Origin of the sequence: uncultured Sulfitobacter sp. (assembly GCF_947497275.1) — a bacterium.
Lineage (GTDB): Bacteria > Pseudomonadota > Alphaproteobacteria > Rhodobacterales > Rhodobacteraceae > Sulfitobacter.
Window position 1 is genome coordinate 202,981 of record NZ_CANMFS010000006.1, and the last position, 21,426, is coordinate 224,406.

Below are 21,426 nucleotides of genomic sequence, written 5' to 3' on the forward strand. Positions count from 1 at the left end.
GCGAAGGGAGACGCCATGACAGACGATCCGAAAACACTTGTCTCGACACAGTGGCTTGCCAAGCATCTCAAGGACCCCGATCTGCGCATTCTCGACGCGTCGATGTATCTGCCGGCCGAAAACCGCGACTGCAAAGCGGAGTATGAGGCCGCACACATCCCCGGTGCGCGGTTTTTCGACATAGATGAAATTTCCGATGCGCGGTCCGACTTGCCGCACATGGTGCCGCCCGTCGAAAAATTCATGTCGCGGATGCGGGCGATGGGTGTTGGCGATGGGCATCAGGTCGTAGTCTATGACAGCGCCGGATTGTTCTCGGCGGCGCGGGTGTGGTGGCTGTTCAAGCTCATGGGGCAAGAAAATGTCGCCGTGCTGGACGGCGGTTTGCCGAAATGGCTCGCGGAGGATCGCGAAACCGAAGACATGCCGCCGATCCCGCGTGACCGCCATATGACAGTGAGATTCAAGAACCATCTCGTACGCGACGTGACGCAGGTGGCCCATGCGTCCAAGCTGGGCAGCCCGCAGATTGTTGATGCCCGCAGTGCCGCGCGTTTTCGCGGCGAGGCACCCGAGCCACGCGAAGGGCTCCGGTCCGGTCATATTCCGAAATCGCGCAACGTGCCTTTTGACACGCTGTTGAACGGTGACAAGACCCTCAAATCGCCCGATGCGATGCGGCAGATTTTCGAGGCGGCCGATGTCGATCTGGGTCAGCCGATCATTACCTCCTGCGGTTCCGGCGTTACGGCTGCGGTTCTTGCGCTGGCGCTTGAGCGGATCGGGCATCACGACTGGTCGCTCTATGACGGATCATGGACCGAATGGGGGATGTTCCCCACCGTGCCAGTCGAAACCGGAGACGCATGATGTTCGAGACGCTCAAAGCACAACCCGCCGACAAGATACTAGCGCTCATACAGGCCTTCCGCGACGATCCGCGCGCGGACAAGATTGATCTGGGAGTGGGCGTCTACAAGGATGCGTCGGGCCTGACGCCGGTGATGCGCGCGGTCAAGGCTGCCGAGCATCGGCTGTGGGAGGCGCAGGACACCAAGGCCTATACCGGGCTTGCGGGCGATCCCGCGTTCAGCGATGCGATGATTGCGCTGGTGTTGGGCGATGCGGTGCCGCGCGATACGGTCGCCGCCGCGGCAATGCCCGGCGGCACCGGGGCGGTGCGCCAAGCGTTCGAGATGATCCGCATGGCGGCACCGCAAGCGCGTGTCTTTGTCTCCGATCCGACATGGCCCAACCACCTGTCGATCCTGAAATACCTCGGAATGGAAACGGTGCCCTACCGCTATTTCGATGAAGAGACGCGCGGCGTCGACTTTGACGGTATGATCGCGGACCTCAAGACCGCGCGGAAGGGCGACGTGGTCTTGTTGCACGGCTGTTGTCATAATCCGACCGGCGCGAACCCCAACAGCGGCGAATGGGATACGGTGATCAAGGTGCTGCTTGACACCGGCGCGATGCCGATGATCGACATCGCCTATCAGGGGTTTGGTGACGGTCTGCAAGAGGACGCCGCCGCGACCCGTCAGATCGCCGCCGCCGTGCCCGAGTGCCTGATCGCGGCCAGTTGTTCGAAGAACTTCGGTATCTACCGGGAGCGGACGGGCATTTTGATGGCGGTCTCTGCGGACGCTTCGGCGCGCGGGCTCAACCAGGACACACTTGCCTTCCTCAACCGGCAGAATTTCAGCTTTCCACCCGACCACGGTGCGCGGCTGGTGACGATGATCCTGACGGACGACGCCTTGCGCGCCGACTGGCAGGCAGAGCTTGAGGATGTGCGTCTGTCGATGCTCGGCCTGCGCGAGCAGTTGGCCGCAGAACTGCGCCGCCTGTCCGGGTCGGACCGTTTTGCCTTTCTGGCGCAGCACCGTGGTATGTTCTCGCGCCTTGGCACCACCTCTGACATGGTCGAGAAGCTGCGCGCAGACCACGGCATTTATATGGTCGGTGACAGCCGGATGAACATTGCGGGGCTGAACGCAACGACAGTGCCGATCCTTGCGAAGGCAATCATCGACGCCGGAATATAACCCTCGGACATTCTATCGACGCCGTGCTTCCGACAGGGGCACGGCGTTTTTTCTTGCCTTGGTCGCGGACAGGAAAAAGCCCCGGACGTTTCCGCCCGGGGCTGTCGTTTGCCTGCCTGCAAACTTTGCTTAGCTCTTGGAGAACTCGGGGTAGGCTTCCATGCCCAGCTCGGAGACGTCGAGACCGCTGATCTCCGCTTCTTCGCTGACGCGGATGCCCACGATCGCCTTGAGGATCAACCAGACCACCAGCGACGCGACAAAGACGAAGATGCCGATGGAGGCAAAGCCGATGATCTGTGTCACGAAGGATGTGCCTTCGGTATAGACCGGTACCACCAATGTACCCCAGAAACCCGCGACCAGGTGTACCGGAATGGCGCCGACCACATCGTCGATCTTCAGCTTGTCGAGGAAAGGCACCGCGACGACCACGATGGCGCCACCGACGGCACCGATCCACAGGGCACCGAACAGCGTCGGATCAAGCGGCCCGGCGGTGATGGAGACCAGACCGGCGAGCGCGCCGTTCAGAACCATCGTCAGGTCGACTTTCTTGTAGATCAGCTGTGTGAGGATCAGCGCGGTCACTGCACCGGCGGCAGCGGCCATATTGGTGTTCGCAAAGATCTGTGCGACGGCATCGGCGTCAATCAGGGACCCCAGAGCAAGCTGCGAGCCGCCGTTGAAGCCGAACCAGCCGAGCCACAGGATGAATGTGCCCAGTGTCGCGAGCGGCAGGTTGGAACCGACCATCGGCATCACGCGACCGTCCTTGTACTTGCCGATCCGTGGGCCAAGTACGATTGCACCTGCGAGGGCCGCAAAGCCGCCTGCCGCGTGAACCAGTGTAGAGCCTGCGAAGTCGCTGAAGCCCGCGTCGGACAACCAGCCCGCACCCCACTGCCAGCTTGCTTCGATCGGGTAGATGAAGCCGGTGAGGACCACGGTGAAGAACAGAAAAGGCCACAGCTTGATCCGCTCGGCCAGCGTGCCGGACACGATGGAAGCGGTGGTGGCACAGAACATCAGCTGAAAGAAGAAGTCGGACGCGTTGGAATACCCGCCCGCGTCGATGGCCGTCTTGATGTCCTTGGTCCCGAAGGTGCCGAACCAACCCTGGATGATCCAGGCGTCGCCGGGGTACATGATGTTATAGCCGACAAGCCAGTACATGATGGCGGCGAGTGAAAACAGCGCGATGTTCTTCGTCAGTTGCGTCGTGACGTTCTTGGACCGGACCAGACCCGCCTCGAGCATGGCGAAACCTGCCGCCATCCAGAACACCAGAAAGCCACCGATCAAAAACAGCAGCGTGGTAAAGATAAAGGCCGTCTCGGATGCGCTTGCAAACTCGGCCTCCTGTGCAGATCCGAGGGTCGGCAACAGCGCGGTTGTCGCGGCCAATGGAATAAGAATACGTGGTTTCATGTCGTCATTTCCTAAAGCGGTAAGGGGGTCAAATAGCGTCTTCGCCGGTTTCACCGGTGCGCACGCGCACGGCCTGCTCGACATCGAGCACAAAGATCTTGCCGTCGCCGATCTTGCCGGTCTGGGCTGTCTTGCTGATCACGTCGACCATCTGATCGGCGACGCTGTCGGCAACGACCAGCTCTAGCTTCACTTTCGGTACGAAGTTCACGACATATTCCGCACCGCGATAGATCTCGGTGTGACCCGACTGCGCGCCGAATCCCTTGATTTCTGTGACCATCAAACCGCGCACGCCAGCTTCGGTCAGCGCTTCGCGGACTTCTTCAAGCTTGAATGGTTTGATTGTGGCAATGATGAGTTTCACCTAATTGTCCCCTCTGAAGGCGCAGGGTTTTCCTGCTTAATGCAGATGCAGCAAACCGGATTGGCAGCGCGAAAGGGAAGAAAAGGCGGGTGATGCGGCTTGCGTTTGCAGAGCGTATGCCTAATTTTTAGGCTATCAGGTGAAATGCGAGCAAAAATTAATCATCAAATTGAGGCCTTGATCGAGATGAAGCGCTAAACAATCCGCGCTAAGACAGATAGAATGCGCAAAACAATAGGCGAGCAGGCCCGAAAACATGAGTGATTCACCCAAAGGCAAGCGCCCGCTGGTCGCGGACAACCGCTATGGTCGCAAGGCCAAGGCCGCAGCGTCCAGACGCACGGCAAAAAAGGCCGCTGCGAAGCCAAAAGCCAAGGCAACACGCAAACGGTCTGCGCGCGCCCGCACAGCCAAAAAGCGTGGCGGCATCATGGGGTTTTTCGTCGGACTGGCGCGCTGGATCCTGCGGCTGATCTGGGTGGTCACATCGCGCACCGCACTTGTCGTCTCGGTGGTTCTGGCGCTGATCGTCGGCTATTTCTACACAACCCTGCCACCCGTCGCCCAGCTTCTCGACGGGCGCGCCAGCGGGTCTGTGACGATGCTCGACAGAAACGGCGAGGTGTTCGCCTGGCGCGGGGACCAGTTCGGCGGGGTGGTGACTGCCGACAATGTCTCGCCACACCTCAAGAACGCGGTTGTGGCGACCGAGGACAAGCGGTTCTTCAATCATTTCGGGATCAGCCCGCGGGGCATCGCCTCTGCGGTGCGCATCAACCTGTCCGAAGGGCGCGGACCGCTTTCGGGGCATGGCGGTTCCACCATTACACAGCAGACGGCCAAGCTTTTGTGTCTGGGCGAGCCGTTCGATCCCAGTGGCACCCAGACCGAGGCGGAATATGAGGCGGAATGCCGTCGCGGATCGCTCAAGCGCAAGGCCAAAGAGGCGGTGTATGCGCTGGCGATGGAGGCGAAGTATTCAAAGAACGAGATTCTGTCGATCTATCTCAACCGTGCCTACATGGGTGGCGGCGCATATGGCGCCGAGGCTGCGTCGGAGCGGTTTTTCGGCAAGCAGGCCGCAACGCTCGATCCGTCGGAAGCGGCGATGATCGCAGGGTTGCTGACCGCGCCCAGCACGCTGTCCCCCACATCGAATCTGGAGCGGTCGCGCAACCGTGCCGCGACCGTCCTGCGGCTGATGAAGGAGCAGGGTTATCTCACGGCGGAGGAAGAAGCCGTTGCACTGGCCAAGCCGGCGGAGTTGTCCGAGGCGGCGGAAGCGCGCGCGGGGGGCTATTTTGCGGACTGGGTCATGTCGACCGGGCCCGAATTTTTCACCCGCAACACGACCGAAGATGTGATCATTCGCACAACACTGGATCAACGCATGCAGCGCGCGGCCGTCGAAGGGCTGAACTGGGTGTTCGAGAACAAGGTGCGCGACGGATCCAAGGCGCAGGCCGCGATCGTGGTGATGAGCGCGGACGGTGCCGTGCGTGCGATGGTCGGCGGGCGCAAGACGAAGGTGTCGGGCGCGTTCAACCGGGCGACACAGGCGCTGCGCCAGACCGGATCGGCGTTCAAGCCGTTCGTTTACGCAGCCGCACTCGATCTGGGATATTCTCCGAACGATCTTGTCGATGACAGTCCCTACTGCATCAACATCCCCGGCTCGGGGCAGTGGTGCCCGAAAAACTATACCAACCGCTTTGTCGGGCAGACGACGATGACCAACGCACTGGCGCAATCGCTCAATATCCCGGCGGTCAAGATTTCCGAATCCGTTGGCCGCGAAACGGTCAGCACTGTTGCATCGCAATTCGGGATCAAGAACGATCTTGCCGCCGGTCCGGCGCTGGCGCTTGGCGCGTCGGAAAGCACGTTGATCGAAATGACGGGCGCATTCGCGGGCATCCTCAACGGCGGCTCGTCGGTCACGCCCTACGGGCTGATCGACCTGCGGCTGCGCGGCGACAGCGAGCCGTTGATGGGCACCGGCGGCGGCATCGGAGAGCGAGTCATTCAGGAAAGCGCCGCCCGGCAGCTTGTCTATATGATGGAAAAGGTCGTGTCGCAGGGCACCGGCACCAGAGCACAGTTCGGCGGTCGCCAGCTGGCCGGTAAGACCGGCACCACCTCGGCCGCGAAGGATGCGTGGTTCATCGGGTTTTCGGCGGATTACGTGGCAGGCGTCTGGATGGGCTACGACGACAACACACCGCTCAAAGGGGTAACAGGCGGCGGACTGCCAGCAGAAATCTGGCGTGAGGCGATGAGCCGCGTGCACGAAGGGGTGCCGCTCAATGCGTTGCCGATGGCCGATCCTGCCCCTGCTCAGGTCATCTTTGAGGGTGAGGTCAATACGACCGCCCCGATCACGCAGAACAATCCGGCGACAGACACGCTGGTCTCGCGGCCCTCTAACATCATTGATCAGGTGCTTCAGGACATCTTCGGAGGCGGACGCAGTGGGGGCGGCGGTCCGCCGACGTCGAATGGCGGGAACCGATAGGATGCAGGACCCGAGCACCGGCCTGCGGCTCCACAGTCCCAGTCGAAGCAAGCGGCCTGCAGATATGGCTTGTTAACCAGTTTATAGCTTGAGTACGGTATCGCGATTGTGTGCGATGCGGGTGGTTTCTCATCTTGATATAGCACAAAACAGCAAGATTAAGGACCGGAACCGGTCGGCGGGAAGGAAAAGATGAACACGGATGCTTTCAACCAGGGCCGCGAGGAATTGCGCTTTGTGCGCAAGCGCAGCCGGTCCTTGTACTGGACCGTCGGTCTTTTCTCGGCATTTGCAAATCTGCTGATGCTTACGGGCCCCCTCTACATGTTGCAGGTGTACGACCGTGTCCTCGGCTCCGGCTCGCAGGAGACTTTGGTTGCGCTGTCGTTGCTGGTGGCGTTTCTGTACGGCATCATGGGTATCCTCGATTATACCCGTGGCCGGATCATGGCCCGGGTCGGCGCGCGATTTCAGGATGATCTGGACCGTCGCGTTTTCGATGCGGTCGTGCGCAAGTCCGCCGTCGCGCCTGATGTAAAGACCAACGCAAGCCTTGCCGATCTGGAATCCGTTCAGCGGCTGATGACCTCGCCGGTGCTGATGGGCGCGTTCGACCTGCCGTGGACGCCGATCTTTTTCGCGGGGATTTTTCTGTTTCACCCCTATCTGGGGTATCTCGCGCTGGCCGGTGCCAGCGTCCTGATCGCCATCGCGATCGCGAACCAGTTTCTGACGCGGGGCGCGCAGGCGCGTGCCGCACTTGCGGGCCAGCAAGCGAACGGCATGTCGGATCAGATCCGGACGGAGGCGGAAATGGTTCAGGCGATGGGGATGCGCGATGCGGCATTCACCCGTTGGCAAAAAGCGCGCGGCGAAGCCCTGCGCGGACAAGTGCGCGCGACCGATGTGGGCGGCACCTTTACGTCGATGACCAAGACGATCCGCCTGTTTCTGCAATCGGCGATGTTGGGTCTTGGTGCCTATCTGGTGCTGCGTAACGAAATGACGCCCGGCGCGATGATTGCGGGTTCGATCCTTTTGGGCCGCGCGCTTGCGCCGATCGAAATGGGTCTGAACCAGTGGCCGATGGTACAGCGTGGCGTAGCCGGCTGGAAAAACCTTGCAGAGCTTCTGGGCACCGTTCCACCCGAAGCGCAGCGCACGGCACTGCCCAAGCCTCGGGCGATCCTGACTGCCAAGAACCTGACGGTTGTCCCGCCCGGCGAAAAGCAGGCATCGCTCAAGTCCATTTCGTTCAAGGTCGAGCCGGGGCAGGCGGTGGGGGTTATCGGTCCGTCGGGTGCGGGCAAGACGACGCTTGCGCGCACGCTGACAGGTGTCTGGCGTCCGGCGGGCGGGGCCGTGCGGCTCGATGGTGCCGCACTGGAGCATTACGGCAGCGAAACGCTGGGCCGCCATATCGGATACCTGCCGCAGCGGGTGCAGCTGTTTGACGGGACGATTGCGCAGAACATTTCGCGGCTCGCCGACGCACCGGATGATGCCAAGGTTGTTGCGGCCGCAAAGGCCGCAGCGGCGCATGACATGATTCTGGAGCTGCCCAATGGGTACGACACCGTGATTCGTGCCGGACAGGTGCGCCTGTCTGGTGGACAGATGCAGCGGATCGGCCTTGCACGTGCGCTGTATGACGATCCGGTGATCCTTGTGCTGGACGAGCCGAACTCCAATCTCGACAACCTTGGCTCGCAGGCCTTGAATCAGGCGATCCGCCAGATGAAGGCATCGGGCCGATCGGTTCTTATCATGGCCCACCGTCCGGCGGCGATCCAGGAATGCGACATGCTTTTGGTACTCGATGCGGGGATGCGGATGGCGTTCGGTCCGAAGGACGAGGTGCTGAAAGGCATGGTTGCGAACCACCAGAAAATTCAGAAATCACCGACCGATTCCGGAGGCGTGACATGAAGGCAACCAATGCATGGTCCGCTTGGCGACCTGTCGTCATCGGAATGATCGGGCTCCTTGTCCTGTTCGGGGGCTTTGGCACTTGGGCTGTGATGAGCAATATTGCTGGCGCCATCGTGGCATCGGGCCGCATCGAAGTCGACCGCAACCGGCAGGTCGTACAGCATGACACCGGCGGTACTATCGCGGAGATCCTCGTCGATGAAGGCGATTTGGTCGCAGCGGGCGATTTGTTGCTGCAGCTCGACCCACAGCAATACGCATCCGAACTGATCGTGATCGAAGGGCAGCTGTACGAACTGATGGCGCGGCGCGGGCGTCTCGAAGCTCAGCGTGACGAGCGTGAGACAATCACCTTTGCCAAAGAACTGGTGGAGGCCGCAGCGTCGAACGAGGACGCGCGCGAACTGATGGAGGGCCAGCGTAATCTGTTCGAGGCACGCCGTGACAGCGTGAACCGCGAAATCGAGCAGTTGGGCAAGCGACGCAACCAGATCGAAGATCAAATCGTGGGGATCGTCGCGCAGGAAGATTCGCTCGCCATTCAGCTTGGCCTGATCGAACAACAGCTCACCAGTCAGCAGACGCTGCTGGATCAGGGCCTGTCGCAGGCCGCGACGGTTCTTGGGCTTCAACGCGAACAGGCCCGTCTGATTGGCCAGATCGGCAATCTTGCGGCCAGCAAGGCCCAGGCCGAGGGGCGGGTCACTGAAACCGAAATCGAGGTTCTCAAGCTGGGTACGGCGGGGCGTGAGGAAGCAATTACGCAGTTGCGCGAAATCCGCTACCGTGAACTCTCGCTGATCGAACAGCGGCGCGCATTGATCGCGCAGATCGACCGTCTCGACATCCGTGCGCCGGTCTCGGGGATCGTCTATGCACTGCGGGTGACTACGCCGCGTTCCGTCGTACGTGCCGCCGAAGCGTTGATGTATCTGGTGCCGCAAGACCGGCCTTTGGTCATCGCCGCCCGGGTAATGCCGACCAATATCGACGAAATCTCGGTAGGGCAGCAAGTGAATCTGCGGTTCTCTTCTCTGGATCAACGGACCACGCCGGAATTGACGGGCGAGGTTGTCCAGATCTCTGCCGACGCGCTGGATGATGAAACCACCGGGGCCAGCTATTTCCGGGCGGAGATAATCCTGCGCCCGGGCCAGATCGAACGATTGCCCGAAGGGACACAACTTGTGCCCGGCATGCCGGTCGAGGCGTTTATTCGGACGGGCGATCGCTCGCCCCTTGCCTATTTGATCAAGCCGGTTGCGGATTATTTCGTCCGGTCGTGGCGAGAAAACTGATCTGCTCCCTTTTACGGCGCGCGCAACGGCGCTAGCGTCGGGCCAACCAGTCTTATCATAGGATCGCGACCATGAGCTTTGCCGAAAACCTGTCCCGTCTGGGCATTGATCTGCCCGATGCAGCGGCACCTGCCGCGAATTACGTGCCCTTCGTCAGGGTTGGGAACACCCTGTATGTGTCCGGTCAGATCTCGCGCAATGACGACGGGCTGATCACCGGCGTCCTGGGCGACGGGATGAGCGTGGAGGATGGTGCCGCCGCTGCCAAGACATGTGCCCTCTACCTTCTGGCGCAGGTCAAGGCGGCGTGCGACGGAGATCTTGACCGTCTGGTCCGGGTCGTCAAGCTGACCGGGTTCGTGAATTCCACCAAGGCGTTCACCGATCAACCCAAGGTCGTGAATGGATGCTCGGACTTTCTGGTCGAGGCGCTGGGCGACGCTGGACGCCACGCGCGCTCTGCGGTCTCCGCAGTCGCTCTGCCGCTGGGCGTTGCCGTGGAAATCGAAGGCATCTTCGAGATCCGATGAAGCCAACCATACCGCCGCTGCCGCAGCGGTTTTGCAAGCTGCCGCTGGCGCATCGCGCGCTGCATGACGTGGCGGGGGGACGGCCCGAAAATTCGCGTGCGGCCATTCGCGCGGCGGTCGCGGCAGGCTATGGCATCGAGATCGACGTGCAGTGCAGCCGTGACGGTGCCGCGATCGTGTTTCACGACTATAACCTTGAGCGGCTGACACCGGCGCGCGGTGTGGTCCGGCAGCACACAGCGGCCGAGCTGCGCGGGATCGACCTTTTGGGAGGAGACGAGACCATTCCGGATCTGCCGCAGGTGTTGGCACTTGTTGCGGGGCAGGTTCCGATTTTGATCGAAATCAAGGATCAGGATGGTGCAATGGGCGCAGATGTCGGGCCGCTTGAGCGGGCGACTGCAGCCGCTTTGACAGGATATACCGGCGAAGTGGCGGTCATGTCGTTCAACCCGCATTCGGTCGCTTTGATGGAAAAATTGTCTCCGGATATTCCGCGCGGCCTGACCACATCGGCCTACCGTCGGCCGGACTGGCCGCTGTCGGCGGAAATTTGTGCGCATCTGCGTGCCATTCCGGACTATGACCGGGTCGGGGCCAGCTTTGTCAGCCATGAGGTCGACGATCTGGAGGCGCCGCGCATTGCGGATCTCAAGGCTCAGGGGGCGGCGATCTGGTGTTGGACAGTGCGCAGTGCCGCGCAGGAGGCTGCAGCGCGAAAAATAGCGGACAACATCACTTTCGAAGGCTACTGCGCCGCGTTACCCGCTTGAACATCGGGCGCCCGGCCACACCTATAGCCACAGGCGGGAAACAGGCAGGACAGCACCGATGAGCGCGCAAGAGGTTGAAATCACGATCATCCGCTCTCTGGCGGAGATAGACGCGGCGGAGTGGGATGCCTGCGCCTGTCCAGAAGTGGCGGATGGCGGCCGGCCCAACGATCCCTTCACCACCCATAGGTTCCTCAAGGCACTCGAAGACAGCGGCAGCGTCGGCACGGGCACCGGGTGGCAACCGCAATACCTGACCGCAGCCATTGACGGGCAGATCATCGGCGTGGCACCGATGTACGCCAAATCTCACAGCCAGGGCGAATACGTTTTTGATCACAGTTGGGCCCATGCCTACGAGCGGGCGGGCGGGCGGTACTATCCCAAACTCCAGATTGCCGTACCGCACACCCCCGCGACCGGGCGACGGCTTCTTACCCGACCGGGTTTCGAAGACACCGGTTTCGCGGCCTTGGTGCAGGGGGCGGTTCAGTTGACGGAAAACAATCTGTTGTCCTCGCTGCATGTAACCTTCTGTACGGAACCTGAGGCAGCACGGGCAGAGGATTTTGGCCTGATGGTCCGCAAGGGCCAGCAATTTCACTGGCGCAATGACGGATACGCAGATTTCGACGCCTTCCTCGCCAGTCTCAGTTCACGCAAGCGCAAGAACCTGCGCAAGGAGCGGGCGACGGCGCAGGAATTCGGCGGCGAGATACATACTTTTATCGGCGATGAGATCCAGCCCGAACACTGGGACGCGTTCTGGGTTTTCTATCAGGACACGGGTGCGCGCAAATGGGGCCAACCCTATCTGACCCGAGACTTTTTCGATATCGCACAGGAAGTGTTGCGTGACGAAATGGCGCTGGTTCTGGCCCGTCGCGATGGCCGGTGGGTCGCCGGTGCGCTGAACTTTATCGGGCGCGATGCGTTATACGGTAGGTATTGGGGCTGTGTGGAGCATCACTCCTGCCTGCATTTCGAGCTTTGCTACTACCGCGCGATCGACATCGCGATCGAGATGGAACTTGGCACAGTCGAAGCGGGCGCACAGGGCGAGCACAAACTGGCGCGCGGGTATCTACCCACACCGACTTGGTCGCTTCACTGGATGCGCGATCCCGGCTTTGCCCGCGCGGTAAGTGACTATCTGGAAGCCGAGCGCGCGGCGGTCGATGAGGAAATCGAAGTGCTGACCGACTACGGCCCCTTCAGAAAAACACAGATCGAGGAACAGGAATGACCGAGAAGCTGAGCACCGAAACACGCGGCCCCTTGTTGGGTCCTTTGCTGGAAAACGGCTGGGCGCTGACCGAGGGGCGCGACGCCATAACCAAGACCTACACATTCGACGATTTCGCCGACGCCTTTGGCTGGATGACCCGGGCCGCAATTTGGGCTGAGAAATGGGATCACCATCCTGAGTGGGAGAATATTTACAATCGGGTCACAGTCACGTTAACCACCCACGACGTTGATGGGCTGAGCACGCTGGATGCCAAGCTTGCGCGGAAATATGATGGATTATGAAGTGAGGCACGCGGAGTGGAAACGATAGATAGTGTACTAAGCACGGAGATCTGGCAGGGAAAAACCTTGGCAGATCTTCTTACGTTGGAGTTCCTGGCGTCTACGGCGGGGTCCATCATCGGGGCGTTGGTCATCCTGTTCGTCGGGTGGATTGTGTCCGCCTGGTTGCAACGCCGGATCATGAAAATGAGCCGCAAACATCCGCAACTCGATGATATGTTATTCGATTTTCTCGCGTCTGTCGTACGCTATACGGTCATGGGCTTTACCGTCCTGTTCGTACTCAACACCTTCGGCGTGCGGACCACCTCTGTCGTCGCCGTCATCGGTGCTGCCGGTCTTGCCATTGGTCTTGCGTTGCAAGGCACGCTGTCGAATGTCGCGGCGGGGGTGATGTTGATCCTCTTCCGTCCGATCAAGACGGGGGATTTTGTAGAGGTCGCTGACAAGATGGGCACGGTGATGAACATCAATCTGAATTTCACCGAGCTTGCGGATCTGAGCAATGTGCAGGTGATCGTGCCGAATTCGGAAGTATGGGGGAATATCATCACCAACTATTCCACCAATGACATCCGGCGTGCGGAGTGGACTTTCGGCGTGGGCTACGGCGCGAATTTGAAAACCGCCGAAGATATTATTCGCGATACGATCATGGCGGACGCGCGGTCCCACGTGGAGCCCGAACCGTTTATCCAGGTGACCAACCTTGGCGACAGCTCGGTCGATTTTCTGGTACGGGTGTGGTGCGATGCATCCGAATACTTCGACTACCGGGCCGATATGACGCGACGCGTCAAAGAGGCGCTGGACGCAGGTGGCGTCGACATCCCGTTCCCCACGCGTACGTTTATCCAAGCGTCGTCTGATTGATCAATGGCGGCGCCCCGGATCTTTTGCAGTCCGGGGCGCTCGGCTCACATGTTGTCGAGCAGGCTTTCGCCCCCGGACACGTCGCACACGCCGGAGTTCTCTTCGGGCTGGAACAGCGTGACCTTGCCGTCCTCCACCAGCATGGCGTACCGCTTGGACCGTGACACGAGACCGGCGGGCGCGGCGTCGAAATCCATGCCGAGCGCCTTGGTAAATTCGGAACTGGCATCGGCCAGCATCGTGATCCCCGCATCGGTGGCACCCGTGCTTTCGCCCCAGGCCTTCATCACGAAGGGGTCGTTGCACGACACGCAGATGATTTCGTCCACGCCTTTCGCATCAAACTGATCCTTGGTGCGCACAAAGCTGGGCACATGGGCGGAATGGCAGGTGGGCGTGAACGCACCGGGCACGGCAAAGATAACCACTTTGCGGCCTTTGGTCTTGTCGCTCATCTTCACGGGTGCAGGGCCATCATCGCCCATCCGGACGAGGGTCGCGTCGGGAAGCATGTCCCCTTGGGAAATCGGCATTGGATCACCTTTCATCTGATTGTCTTCTTGTACCACGCAGATATAGGGTCTGCATAGGCAGGGCCAGAGCACAAGGAAGTTAATCCATGCGCCATATCGTGGTGATCGGAGCGGGACAGGCGGGGGCATCCTGCGTGGCCAAGTTGCGCAAGGATGGTTTCGACGGCAAGATCACACTCATCGGTGCCGAAGCGGTGCCCCCCTATCAGCGCCCGCCGCTGTCCAAGGCTTATCTGATGGGCGATATGGCACTTGAGCGGCTGTATCTGCGGCCGTTGAGCTACTATGCCGAACAGGGCATCGAGATGCGCCTGGGCACCCGTGTCGATGCCATCGACACCGCGCACAAACAGATCGCTGTGGCGGGAGGTATGCTCGACTACGACGATCTGGTGCTGACCACCGGGTCGGTTCCGCACCGCCTGCCTGCGGCGATCGGTGGCGCGCTGGACGGGGTCCATGTGGTGCGCAATCTGGCAGGCGTGGACGCGATGGCGCCGCGTTTCGTCAAAGGTGCGCGGGTGTTGATCGTGGGGGGCGGATATATCGGGTTGGAAGCCGCCTCCGTTGCGGCGAAGCTGGGACTGGAGGTTACGCTGGTCGAGATGGCGCCGCGCATCTTGCAGCGGGTCGCAGCCCCCGAAACTTCCAACTTTTTCCGCGCGTTGCACGCCCGTCACGGTGTCCGGATCCTTGAGGGCGTGGGGCTTGAGCAGTTGACGGGAGAGGGGGCGGTGAGCGGTGCGGTACTGACCGACGGCACGAAGTTCGATGTCGATTTCGTCATCGCGGGTGTGGGTATCGCACCTGATACCAAGCTCGCGGAGGCGGCGGGGATCGTGATCGACAATGGCATCGCGGTCGATCGGTTTGGTCAGACCGGCGTGCCGCACGTCTGGGCGGCGGGCGATTGCACCTCGTTTCCCTATCGCGGGCGGCGGATCCGGTTGGAGAGCGTTCCGAATGCCATCGACCAGGCCGAAGTGGTGGCGGAAAACCTGATAGGCGGGCAAAATGAATACGTGGCGACGCCGTGGTTCTGGTCCGATCAATATGATGTGAAGCTTCAGATTGCCGGGTTGAACACCGGCTACGACCGGGTGGTGACCCGCCGGGGCGATGGTGGGTCCGTGTCGTTCTGGTACTATGGAGGCGATACCCTGCTTGCCGTTGATGCCGCCAATGACCCGCGGGGGTACATGGTCGGCAAGAGATTGATAGAAAGCGGAAAATCGCCGTCACCCGAGGTGGTTTCAGACCCTGCAACCGATCTTAAGGCGTTGCTCAGGGGATGAGGATTATCGCAGGTATGTATCGTGGCGTGCCGCTGGCGCAGGTCGGCAAAGGCGATGCCGGCGCGCATTTGCGGCCAACCTCAGATCGGGTGCGCGAAAGCCTGTTTTCGATGCTGGTGCACCTTGATGTGATCCACAGCGCGCGGGTGCTGGATCTGTTCGCGGGCACCGGCGCGCTGGGGCTTGAGGCGGTGTCGCGCGGTGCGCGAGAAGTCGTTTTCGTGGAGAACGGGCGGGTGGGACAAAGGCTGATTTCCGAGAATGTTCAGAAGCTTAAGGTGGAGGATCAAACCACCCTGATGCGCAATGACGCAACTCAGCTGGGGGCCTGGACAGCCGCGCCCTTCGATCTGGTGTTTCTCGATCCGCCTTATGGAAAGCGGATGGGGCAACAGGCATTGGCGGCGGCGCATGCGGGTGGGTGGTTGGCGGCAGATGCCACGGTGGTCTGGGAGGAAAGTGCCCCGATGGAGCCGCCGGAGGGCTTCAGCCGCAGCGACCGGCGCAAGTACGGCGATACCCATGTGACCCTGCTCAGGCACCTGTGAAAGTTGTACACCGACTGTACACAGGGCGTGCATACGCGGCCCTTTGCGGATCGCCGGTCCGGCGCAACATCGCGTCATGACCGATGCGACATTCCGAGGCAGCCAGATAGCAGCGCGCGCGGCGCGGTCCGATGCCAAACCTGTGAGTCTGCCCCCGCCGAAGCCCTTCGGCGCGTCGGTGCTGATCAGCGAGACGGTGCTGTCGCTGCTGATTACGCGGGACGATCAGTAGGTCGGGTGAAACTTGCCTGCGGGCGACAGTGTAAAAATCTCGTAGCCATCTTCGGTCACGCCGATGGAATGTTCGAACTGCGCCGACAATGATTTGTCGCGGGTCACTGCCGTCCAGTCGTCGGCCAGCGTTTTCGTCTCGGCGCGGCCAAGGTTCACCATCGGCTCGATGGTGAAGAACATGCCGGGTTCGAGCACGGCACCCGTGCCGGGGCGGCCGTAGTGAAGCACGTTGGGCGGCGAATGAAACACCCGGCCCAATCCATGACCGCAGAAATCGGTGACGACGGACATCCTGTGGCCTTCCACGAAAGTCTGGATCGCGTGGCCGATGTCGCCGAAGGTGTTGCCGGGTTTGACGGCCTCGATCCCGATCATCAGCGAATCGTGGGTGACGTTGATCAGCCGCTCGGCCTTGCGGCTGAGTTTCCCGGCGACATACATCCGCGAGGTATCGCCGTACCATCCATCGACGATCACGGTGACGTCGATGTTCAGGATATCGCCGTCCTTGAGCTTTTTTTCGCCCGGAATGCCGTGGCAGACCACGTGATTGACGGAGATGCAAGAGGCGTGGGCATAGCCCTTGTAGCCGATGGTCGCGGATTTGGCGCCCGCTGCCGTCACCTTTTCTTCGATCAGGCGGTCGAGTTCCGCCGTGGTCTGGCCGGGGAACACATGCTCGGCGATCTCGTCGAGGATGGTCGCGGCAAGCTTGCCTGCCGCGTGCATCCCGGCAAAATCGGACGACTCGTGGATGCGGATGCCGTCCTTGGTCTGGCGGCCTGTGTGGGGCTGGTTCACCGGTTTCTCCAATCTGTCTTTGGGTCTATTTAGCGCGTGGGGCGTCCGAGGGCCAGAGGTGCTGCCAGTGTGATGCCTTCGGGCGTAATATGAGTGCCGATGCACAGGGTCTCGACACCCGCAGCCGATGCTTTGGCGTGCGCCGATGCATAGACAGGGTCGATGTCGCGCGCGATGTCGACGAACGCGCAGTCGGTGCGTTGCACAAGATACAAGAGCACGGCGCGGTGGCCCAGTCGGGCGGTTTCGGCAAGCTCTGCCATGTGTTTTGCGCCGCGCGCGGTGACGCTGTCGGGAAATTCGGCCAGACCGGGCGTGCGGTTCAGCGTGACCGATTTCACCTCGACGTAGGCGTCGGGCAGGCCGTCGCCGGACAGCAGAAAGTCGATGCGGGAATTGCTGCCGTACTTCACCTCCGGTCGCACAGTCGTATAGTCGGCAAGGTGCCGGACCGCGCGCGCCTCAAGCGCCGCGCGCAGAACGCGGTTGGGTATCGCGGTGTCGACGCCCGTGAAATGGCCGTTCTCGTGATCGACCAGACGCCAGCCGAATTTCAGCTTTTTCTTCGGATCGTCGTTGGGTTCCAGCCAGATTTTCGTGCCTTCCGCCGCTAGCCCCATCATCGAGCCGGGGTTGGCGCAATGGGCCGTTACCTCGCGTCCGTCCTCCAGCCGGCAGTCGGCCAGAAACCGTTTGTAGCGGCGGATCAGGCGGGCAGGCACAAGTTGGGTTTGAAAGCGCATGGGGTGCGGCCTATACCTTTGGTGCAACAGGCTCAAGGAGGGCACAATGGCGAATCCTACAGCGGCGATGCTGGTGATCGGGGATGAAATCCTGTCGGGCCGCACGCGCGATGCAAACATGCACCATCTGGCGGGCGAGCTAACCGAAGCGGGCATCGACCTGACCGAGGTGCGGATTGTGGGCGATGTGCCCGCCGTGATCGTCGATGCGGTGCGCGCGCTGGCAGGGCGGTACGATACCGTGTTCACCTCCGGCGGCATCGGCCCGACCCATGACGATATCACCGCCGACTGCATGGCCGAAGCGTTCGGCCAGGCCATCGACGTGCGCGACGACGCGCGGGCGCTGCTACAGGCGCATTATGACAAATCCGGGGTCGAATTGAACGCGGCGCGTCTGCGCATGGCGCGGATCCCGGCGGATGCGACGCTGATCGAGAATCCGGTTTCTGCCGCGCCGGGGTTCGTTGTCGAGAACGTGTATGTGATGGCCGGCGTACCCAGCGTGTTTCAGGCGATGGTGGCGAGCGTTCTGCCGACGCTGACCGGGGGGGCGCCGCTGATCAGCAAGACGCACGCGATCTTTCGCGGCGAGGGCGACATTGCCGGACCGCTGGGCGAGCTGGCGCAGGCCAACCCGGATCTGTCCATCGGCAGCTATCCGTTTCAGCGCGACGGACGGTATGGTGCGAACATCGTGATTCGCGGACAGGATGCGGCGACGGTGGATGCGGCGATTGCGAAAATCGCGGCGGTGTTCCCGTGAGCCCCGACGCGGCGCAGCTGTACGGCGTCACCGAGGCGACATGGCCGCCCGCACGGACCTGGAGCGCAGGCGTGTGGACGCTGCGCGATGGCGCGGGCGGGGGCAAGCGCGCGTCGGCGGCGACGGCGCGGGGGCCGGTGACGGATGCCGATATTCCGCAGGCCGAGGCCGCGATGCGCGAGATCGGCCAGCACCCCCTGTTCATGATCCGCGCGGGGGATTCCGCGCTGGATTCCCTGCTGGACGCGCGCGGCTATGCGCGGATCGACGAGGTGGTGATGTACACGCTGCCGATTTCACAGCTGACGGACAAACCGATGCCGCGGGTGACCTGCTTTCCCATCTGGGAGCCGCTGGCGATCATGCTGGAGATCTGGGCCGCTGGCGGCATTGGCCCGGCGCGGATCGCCGTGATGGAACGGGCAGCGGTGAAAACCGGCATCCTCGCCCGCTGGAACGAGAAACCGGCGGGCGTTGCCTTTGCCGCCGTGCACGACAGCGTCGTGATGGTGCATGCGGTCGAAGTGCTGGATCAGCAGCGCAGGCTGGGTGTTGCCGAATGGATGATGCGCGCGGCGGCGTTCTGGGGGGCGGATCAGGGCGCCAGCCATGTCTGCGTTCTATGCGCCGTGCAAAACACCGCCGCGCGGGCGCTCTATACCAAGCTGGGCTTTACCGAGACCGGCAGATACCATTATCGTCAATTATCTGAATAAAGGAGTTTTCCCGATGGCCAAAGACCTGCCAACCGCCCTTGACCTGCCGATGGTCGATCCGCTGCCGCCACAGACCCAGAAGTATTTCGACGTCTGCCAGGAAAAGCTGGGGATGGTCCCGAATGTGCTGCAAACCTACGCGTTCGACATCGACAAGCTGAACGCGTTCACGATGATGTATAACGATCTGATGCTGGGCGACAGCACGCTGAGCAAGCTCGAGCGGGAGATGATCGCGGTCGTCGTGTCGGCGGTGAACCGGTGTTTCTATTGTCTGACGGCGCATGGTGCCGCGGTGCGCGCATTGTCCGGCGATCCCATTCTGGGCGAGACGCTGGTGATGAACTACCGCGTGGCCAAGCTTGAGCCGAAGGTGCGCGCGATGCTGGATTTCGCGGTTAAGCTGACAGAAAGCCCCGAACGGATCGAGGATGAAGACCGCGAAAAGCTGCGCGCCGAGGGATATTCGGACCGCGATATCTGGGACATCGCGAGCGTCGCGGGGTTTTTCAACATGACCAACCGGGTCGCCAGCGGATCGGACATGCGTCCGAACGAAGCCTATCACGCGCAGAACAGATGAACGTAGCGGGCCGCGCTTTCAAAGTGGGGCTTGCATGTACGCTTGCCGCCGGTCCTGTCGCGGCTGTCGAGCTGCGCCTACCCCAGACGGCGCGGCAGACGGTCGAGCGCAATACCCCGCTTGACCGTTACCGCGCGCCGGTCGATGTGTACGAAAACGGGGCGCTGCGCAGTGTCGACATCGACGGCGCGGTGGCCCGCAGCGTCTGGCGGATCGACCAGCAAGGGCTGACGCCCCTGCAGATCGCGGCGCCGTTGCGGGCGCAGATCGAAGAGGCAGGATACGAGATCGTGCTGGATTGCGCAGCCACGGCCTGCGGCGGCTATGATTTCCGGTTCGCGACCGAAGTTTTGCCCGGCCCGAACATGTACGTCAATCTTCGTGATTTCCATTTCATCACCGGGCTGCGCGGCGACGCGGATGCACCGGAGGCGGCGGTGACCGTCTTTGCCAGCAGCGGCAGCGCAGTGTCCTATGTGCAGATCATTCAGGCCGGGGAGGCGGCAGCGGAGGATGCGCCGGACGTCGTGGCCCTGCCACCCGAGGCGCAAGTGGCAGTGCCGCCCGCATCGTTCGAAGAGGCGCTGGAGCGCGACGGGCGGATCGTCCTGACCAGTCTGGATTTCGCAAGCGGTACCTCGACCCTAGGTGAAGGACCGTTCGCGGCACTCGATGCGTTGGCGCAGGTGATGCAGGATCAGCCCAATCTGCGTGTGGCTCTTGTCGGACATACTGATACGGTCGGTGCACTGGATATGAACATCGGTTTGTCGCGCGCGCGCGCACAATCCGTGCGGGCGCGATTGATAGAACGATACGGCGTTGCCGCAGGGCGGCTGGATGCGGAAGGCATGGGGTATCTCGCGCCGCTGACCAGCAACACCACGGAGGCCGGGCGCGAGGAAAACCGGCGTGTCGAGGCCATTGTGGTGGCATTCTGAATGTCCGGGTTCACAGAATTCCCCTGTGTTTACAGACGTTACCGGTGCTGATAGGCAACGCCTGCATTGGCTAGTGGGAATACGACATGAAGCCGCTCATTATTTCGCTTACGACGATACCGCCGCGCATGGCGATGATCGGACCGACCCTGCGCGCCTTGCTGGCGCAAACGGCCAATGTGTCCGAGATCCGCCTGAACATTGCGCGCAAATACCGCCGCTTTGATTTTGATCCTGCGACGATGCCCTCCTATCCGGAGGGAATACGTGTGTGCCTTGTGGATGAAGATTTCGGTCCGGCAACGAAGGTACTGCCGACTGTTCGGGCGCACGCGGGCGAGGATGTCGAGATTCTGTTTTGCGATGATGATCAGATCTATGGCCCCGGTTGGGCACAACAATTCGTTGATGCGCGTGCCCAGGTACCGGACGCCTGCATCGTCGAGACCGGCAGAGACCTTTATGTCCGCGATGGGCATCGGACCTGTTCGGGTGTCGAAGCGATGCTGCCGCGTGCGGCGCGCCGGAAGAAGAATTTTCGCTACCGTTTGTACCGTGCGCTGACGCTGGGGCGCCGGTTGCCGCCACGGTACGCCACACCCGGTTATCTGGATCTGTTCAAGGGGTACCGCGGCGCGATGATCCGCCCCGATTTCCTGCCGGAAGCGACTTTCGAGATACCGGATGTGATGTGGACGCACGATGATTACTGGCTGTCAGGCCAGATGGCCGCGCACGGTGTCCCGATCTGGTGCTTTGCGGGCAAAACACCGTGGACTGCGCCGCACGGTGCCGCGCGGATGAGCGCGCTTTTGAACTGGAGCTATCAGGGGTATGGCCGCAAGGAAACGAGCGCGCTCATGCTGAGGTTCTTTCAAGACACCCATGATCTGTGGCGCAACGCGGACCCGCGCTGAACGAAAAGACCCCCGATGTTGCTGGGCAATACCGGGGGCGAGT

Annotated in this window: 23 protein-coding genes; 18 read left to right on the plus strand and 5 right to left on the minus strand. The window is 61.6% G+C overall.

Translation table 11 applies throughout. The features are described 5' to 3' along the window. Nucleotides 1-15: 15 nt before the first annotated feature. Both sseA and Q1A06_RS14070 read left to right on the plus strand, forming a co-directional pair. Nucleotides 16-870, plus strand: a complete 855-nt coding sequence (gene sseA, locus Q1A06_RS14065) for a 3-mercaptopyruvate sulfurtransferase (RefSeq protein WP_299564778.1) — start codon at nt 16-18, stop codon at nt 868-870. Beyond that, on the plus strand, nt 870-2,054 hold the full coding sequence (locus Q1A06_RS14070) for an amino acid aminotransferase (protein WP_299565011.1): 1,185 nt from the start codon (nt 870-872) through the stop codon (nt 2,052-2,054). Before sseA ends, Q1A06_RS14070 begins: the two co-directional genes overlap by 1 nt. A gap of 129 nt (nt 2,055-2,183) precedes the next feature. Here the strand turns inward: Q1A06_RS14070 and amt are convergent, their stop codons facing one another. Together amt and Q1A06_RS14080 are read right to left on the minus strand one after the other, a co-directional pair. Next, nucleotides 2,184-3,485: an ammonium transporter gene (gene amt, locus Q1A06_RS14075; protein WP_299564781.1), complete on the minus strand. Its 1,302-nt coding sequence runs from the start codon at nt 3,483-3,485 to the stop codon at nt 2,184-2,186. 28 nt (nt 3,486-3,513) lie between these two features. Then, nucleotides 3,514-3,852 carry a P-II family nitrogen regulator gene (locus Q1A06_RS14080; RefSeq protein WP_299564784.1) on the minus strand — a complete coding sequence of 113 codons (339 nt, stop codon included), beginning with the start codon at nt 3,850-3,852 and terminating at the stop codon, nt 3,514-3,516. 256 nt (nt 3,853-4,108) lie between these two features. On the opposite strand from Q1A06_RS14080, the gene Q1A06_RS14085 reads away from it, so the two are divergent. From Q1A06_RS14085 to Q1A06_RS14120, 8 genes are all read left to right on the plus strand, one after another. Further along, nucleotides 4,109-6,367, plus strand: coding sequence for a PBP1A family penicillin-binding protein (locus Q1A06_RS14085; protein ID WP_299564787.1), 2,259 nt, complete (start codon nt 4,109-4,111; stop codon nt 6,365-6,367). Between the two features lie 192 nt (nt 6,368-6,559). Further along, the gene (locus Q1A06_RS14090; RefSeq protein ID WP_299564790.1) at nt 6,560-8,296 is read left to right on the plus strand and encodes a type I secretion system permease/ATPase; all 1,737 of its coding nucleotides are present in this window, start codon (nt 6,560-6,562) and stop codon (nt 8,294-8,296) included. After that, nucleotides 8,293-9,597 (plus strand): HlyD family type I secretion periplasmic adaptor subunit, encoded by a 1,305-nt coding sequence (locus tag Q1A06_RS14095; protein WP_299564792.1) that lies wholly within the window; start codon nt 8,293-8,295, stop codon nt 9,595-9,597. The genes Q1A06_RS14090 and Q1A06_RS14095 overlap by 4 nt, the downstream gene beginning before the upstream one ends. Nucleotides 9,598-9,668: 71 nt before the next feature. Beyond that, nucleotides 9,669-10,127, plus strand: coding sequence for a RidA family protein (locus tag Q1A06_RS14100; protein ID WP_299564795.1), 459 nt, complete (start codon nt 9,669-9,671; stop codon nt 10,125-10,127). Continuing rightward, nucleotides 10,124-10,900, plus strand: coding sequence for a glycerophosphodiester phosphodiesterase family protein (locus Q1A06_RS14105; RefSeq protein WP_299564798.1), 777 nt, complete (start codon nt 10,124-10,126; stop codon nt 10,898-10,900). Before Q1A06_RS14100 ends, Q1A06_RS14105 begins: the two co-directional genes overlap by 4 nt. Nucleotides 10,901-10,958: 58 nt before the next feature. After that, nucleotides 10,959-12,146 carry a GNAT family N-acetyltransferase gene (locus Q1A06_RS14110; protein ID WP_299564801.1) on the plus strand — a complete coding sequence of 396 codons (1,188 nt, stop codon included), beginning with the start codon at nt 10,959-10,961 and terminating at the stop codon, nt 12,144-12,146. Continuing rightward, nucleotides 12,143-12,433, plus strand: coding sequence for a 4a-hydroxytetrahydrobiopterin dehydratase (locus Q1A06_RS14115; RefSeq protein ID WP_299564804.1), 291 nt, complete (start codon nt 12,143-12,145; stop codon nt 12,431-12,433). The genes Q1A06_RS14110 and Q1A06_RS14115 overlap by 4 nt, the downstream gene beginning before the upstream one ends. A 15-nt stretch (nt 12,434-12,448) precedes the next feature. Then, nucleotides 12,449-13,306 (plus strand): mechanosensitive ion channel domain-containing protein, encoded by an 858-nt coding sequence (locus Q1A06_RS14120; RefSeq protein WP_299564807.1) that lies wholly within the window; start codon nt 12,449-12,451, stop codon nt 13,304-13,306. A gap of 44 nt (nt 13,307-13,350) precedes the next feature. On the opposite strand, the gene Q1A06_RS14125 is transcribed toward Q1A06_RS14120, so the two are convergent. Further along, nucleotides 13,351-13,839: a peroxiredoxin gene (locus tag Q1A06_RS14125; RefSeq protein WP_299564810.1), complete on the minus strand. Its 489-nt coding sequence runs from the start codon at nt 13,837-13,839 to the stop codon at nt 13,351-13,353. Between the two features lie 86 nt (nt 13,840-13,925). On the opposite strand from Q1A06_RS14125, the gene Q1A06_RS14130 reads away from it, so the two are divergent. From Q1A06_RS14130 to Q1A06_RS14140, 3 genes are all read left to right on the plus strand, one after another. Continuing rightward, the gene (locus Q1A06_RS14130; RefSeq protein ID WP_299564813.1) at nt 13,926-15,134 is read left to right on the plus strand and encodes an FAD/NAD(P)-binding oxidoreductase; all 1,209 of its coding nucleotides are present in this window, start codon (nt 13,926-13,928) and stop codon (nt 15,132-15,134) included. Next, entirely contained in the window at nt 15,131-15,682 is a 552-nt protein-coding gene (rsmD, locus tag Q1A06_RS14135; RefSeq protein WP_299564816.1) for a 16S rRNA (guanine(966)-N(2))-methyltransferase RsmD, read from the plus strand. Before Q1A06_RS14130 ends, rsmD begins: the two co-directional genes overlap by 4 nt. Nucleotides 15,683-15,758: 76 nt before the next feature. Continuing rightward, complete coding sequence (locus tag Q1A06_RS14140; RefSeq protein ID WP_299564819.1) at nt 15,759-15,914, plus strand: hypothetical protein; 156 nt, start codon at nt 15,759-15,761, stop codon at nt 15,912-15,914. Here Q1A06_RS14140 and map read toward each other — a convergent pair. Further along, nucleotides 15,908-16,717 carry a type I methionyl aminopeptidase gene (map, locus tag Q1A06_RS14145; RefSeq protein ID WP_299564822.1) on the minus strand — a complete coding sequence of 270 codons (810 nt, stop codon included), beginning with the start codon at nt 16,715-16,717 and terminating at the stop codon, nt 15,908-15,910. The genes Q1A06_RS14140 and map overlap by 7 nt on opposite strands. A 29-nt stretch (nt 16,718-16,746) precedes the next feature. Further along, complete coding sequence (sfsA, locus tag Q1A06_RS14150) at nt 16,747-17,460, minus strand: DNA/RNA nuclease SfsA (protein WP_299564825.1); 714 nt, start codon at nt 17,458-17,460, stop codon at nt 16,747-16,749. Nucleotides 17,461-17,506: 46 nt separating this feature from the next. Between sfsA and Q1A06_RS14155 the strand changes: the two genes are divergently transcribed. The 5 genes from Q1A06_RS14155 (at nt 17,507) to Q1A06_RS14175 (ending at nt 21,383) form a co-directional block, all read left to right on the plus strand. Next, complete coding sequence (locus Q1A06_RS14155; RefSeq protein WP_299564828.1) at nt 17,507-18,226, plus strand: molybdopterin-binding protein; 720 nt, start codon at nt 17,507-17,509, stop codon at nt 18,224-18,226. Further along, nucleotides 18,223-18,942, plus strand: coding sequence for a GNAT family N-acetyltransferase (locus Q1A06_RS14160; RefSeq protein ID WP_299564831.1), 720 nt, complete (start codon nt 18,223-18,225; stop codon nt 18,940-18,942). Before Q1A06_RS14155 ends, Q1A06_RS14160 begins: the two co-directional genes overlap by 4 nt. Before the next feature lie 13 nt (nt 18,943-18,955). Continuing rightward, nucleotides 18,956-19,525 carry a peroxidase-related enzyme gene (locus Q1A06_RS14165; RefSeq protein ID WP_299564834.1) on the plus strand — a complete coding sequence of 190 codons (570 nt, stop codon included), beginning with the start codon at nt 18,956-18,958 and terminating at the stop codon, nt 19,523-19,525. Then, entirely contained in the window at nt 19,522-20,466 is a 945-nt protein-coding gene (locus Q1A06_RS14170) for an OmpA family protein (RefSeq protein WP_299564837.1), read from the plus strand. The genes Q1A06_RS14165 and Q1A06_RS14170 overlap by 4 nt, the downstream gene beginning before the upstream one ends. 86 nt (nt 20,467-20,552) lie before the next feature. After that, nucleotides 20,553-21,383 carry a glycosyltransferase family 2 protein gene (locus tag Q1A06_RS14175; RefSeq protein WP_299564839.1) on the plus strand — a complete coding sequence of 277 codons (831 nt, stop codon included), beginning with the start codon at nt 20,553-20,555 and terminating at the stop codon, nt 21,381-21,383. Nucleotides 21,384-21,426 lie beyond the last annotated feature (43 nt).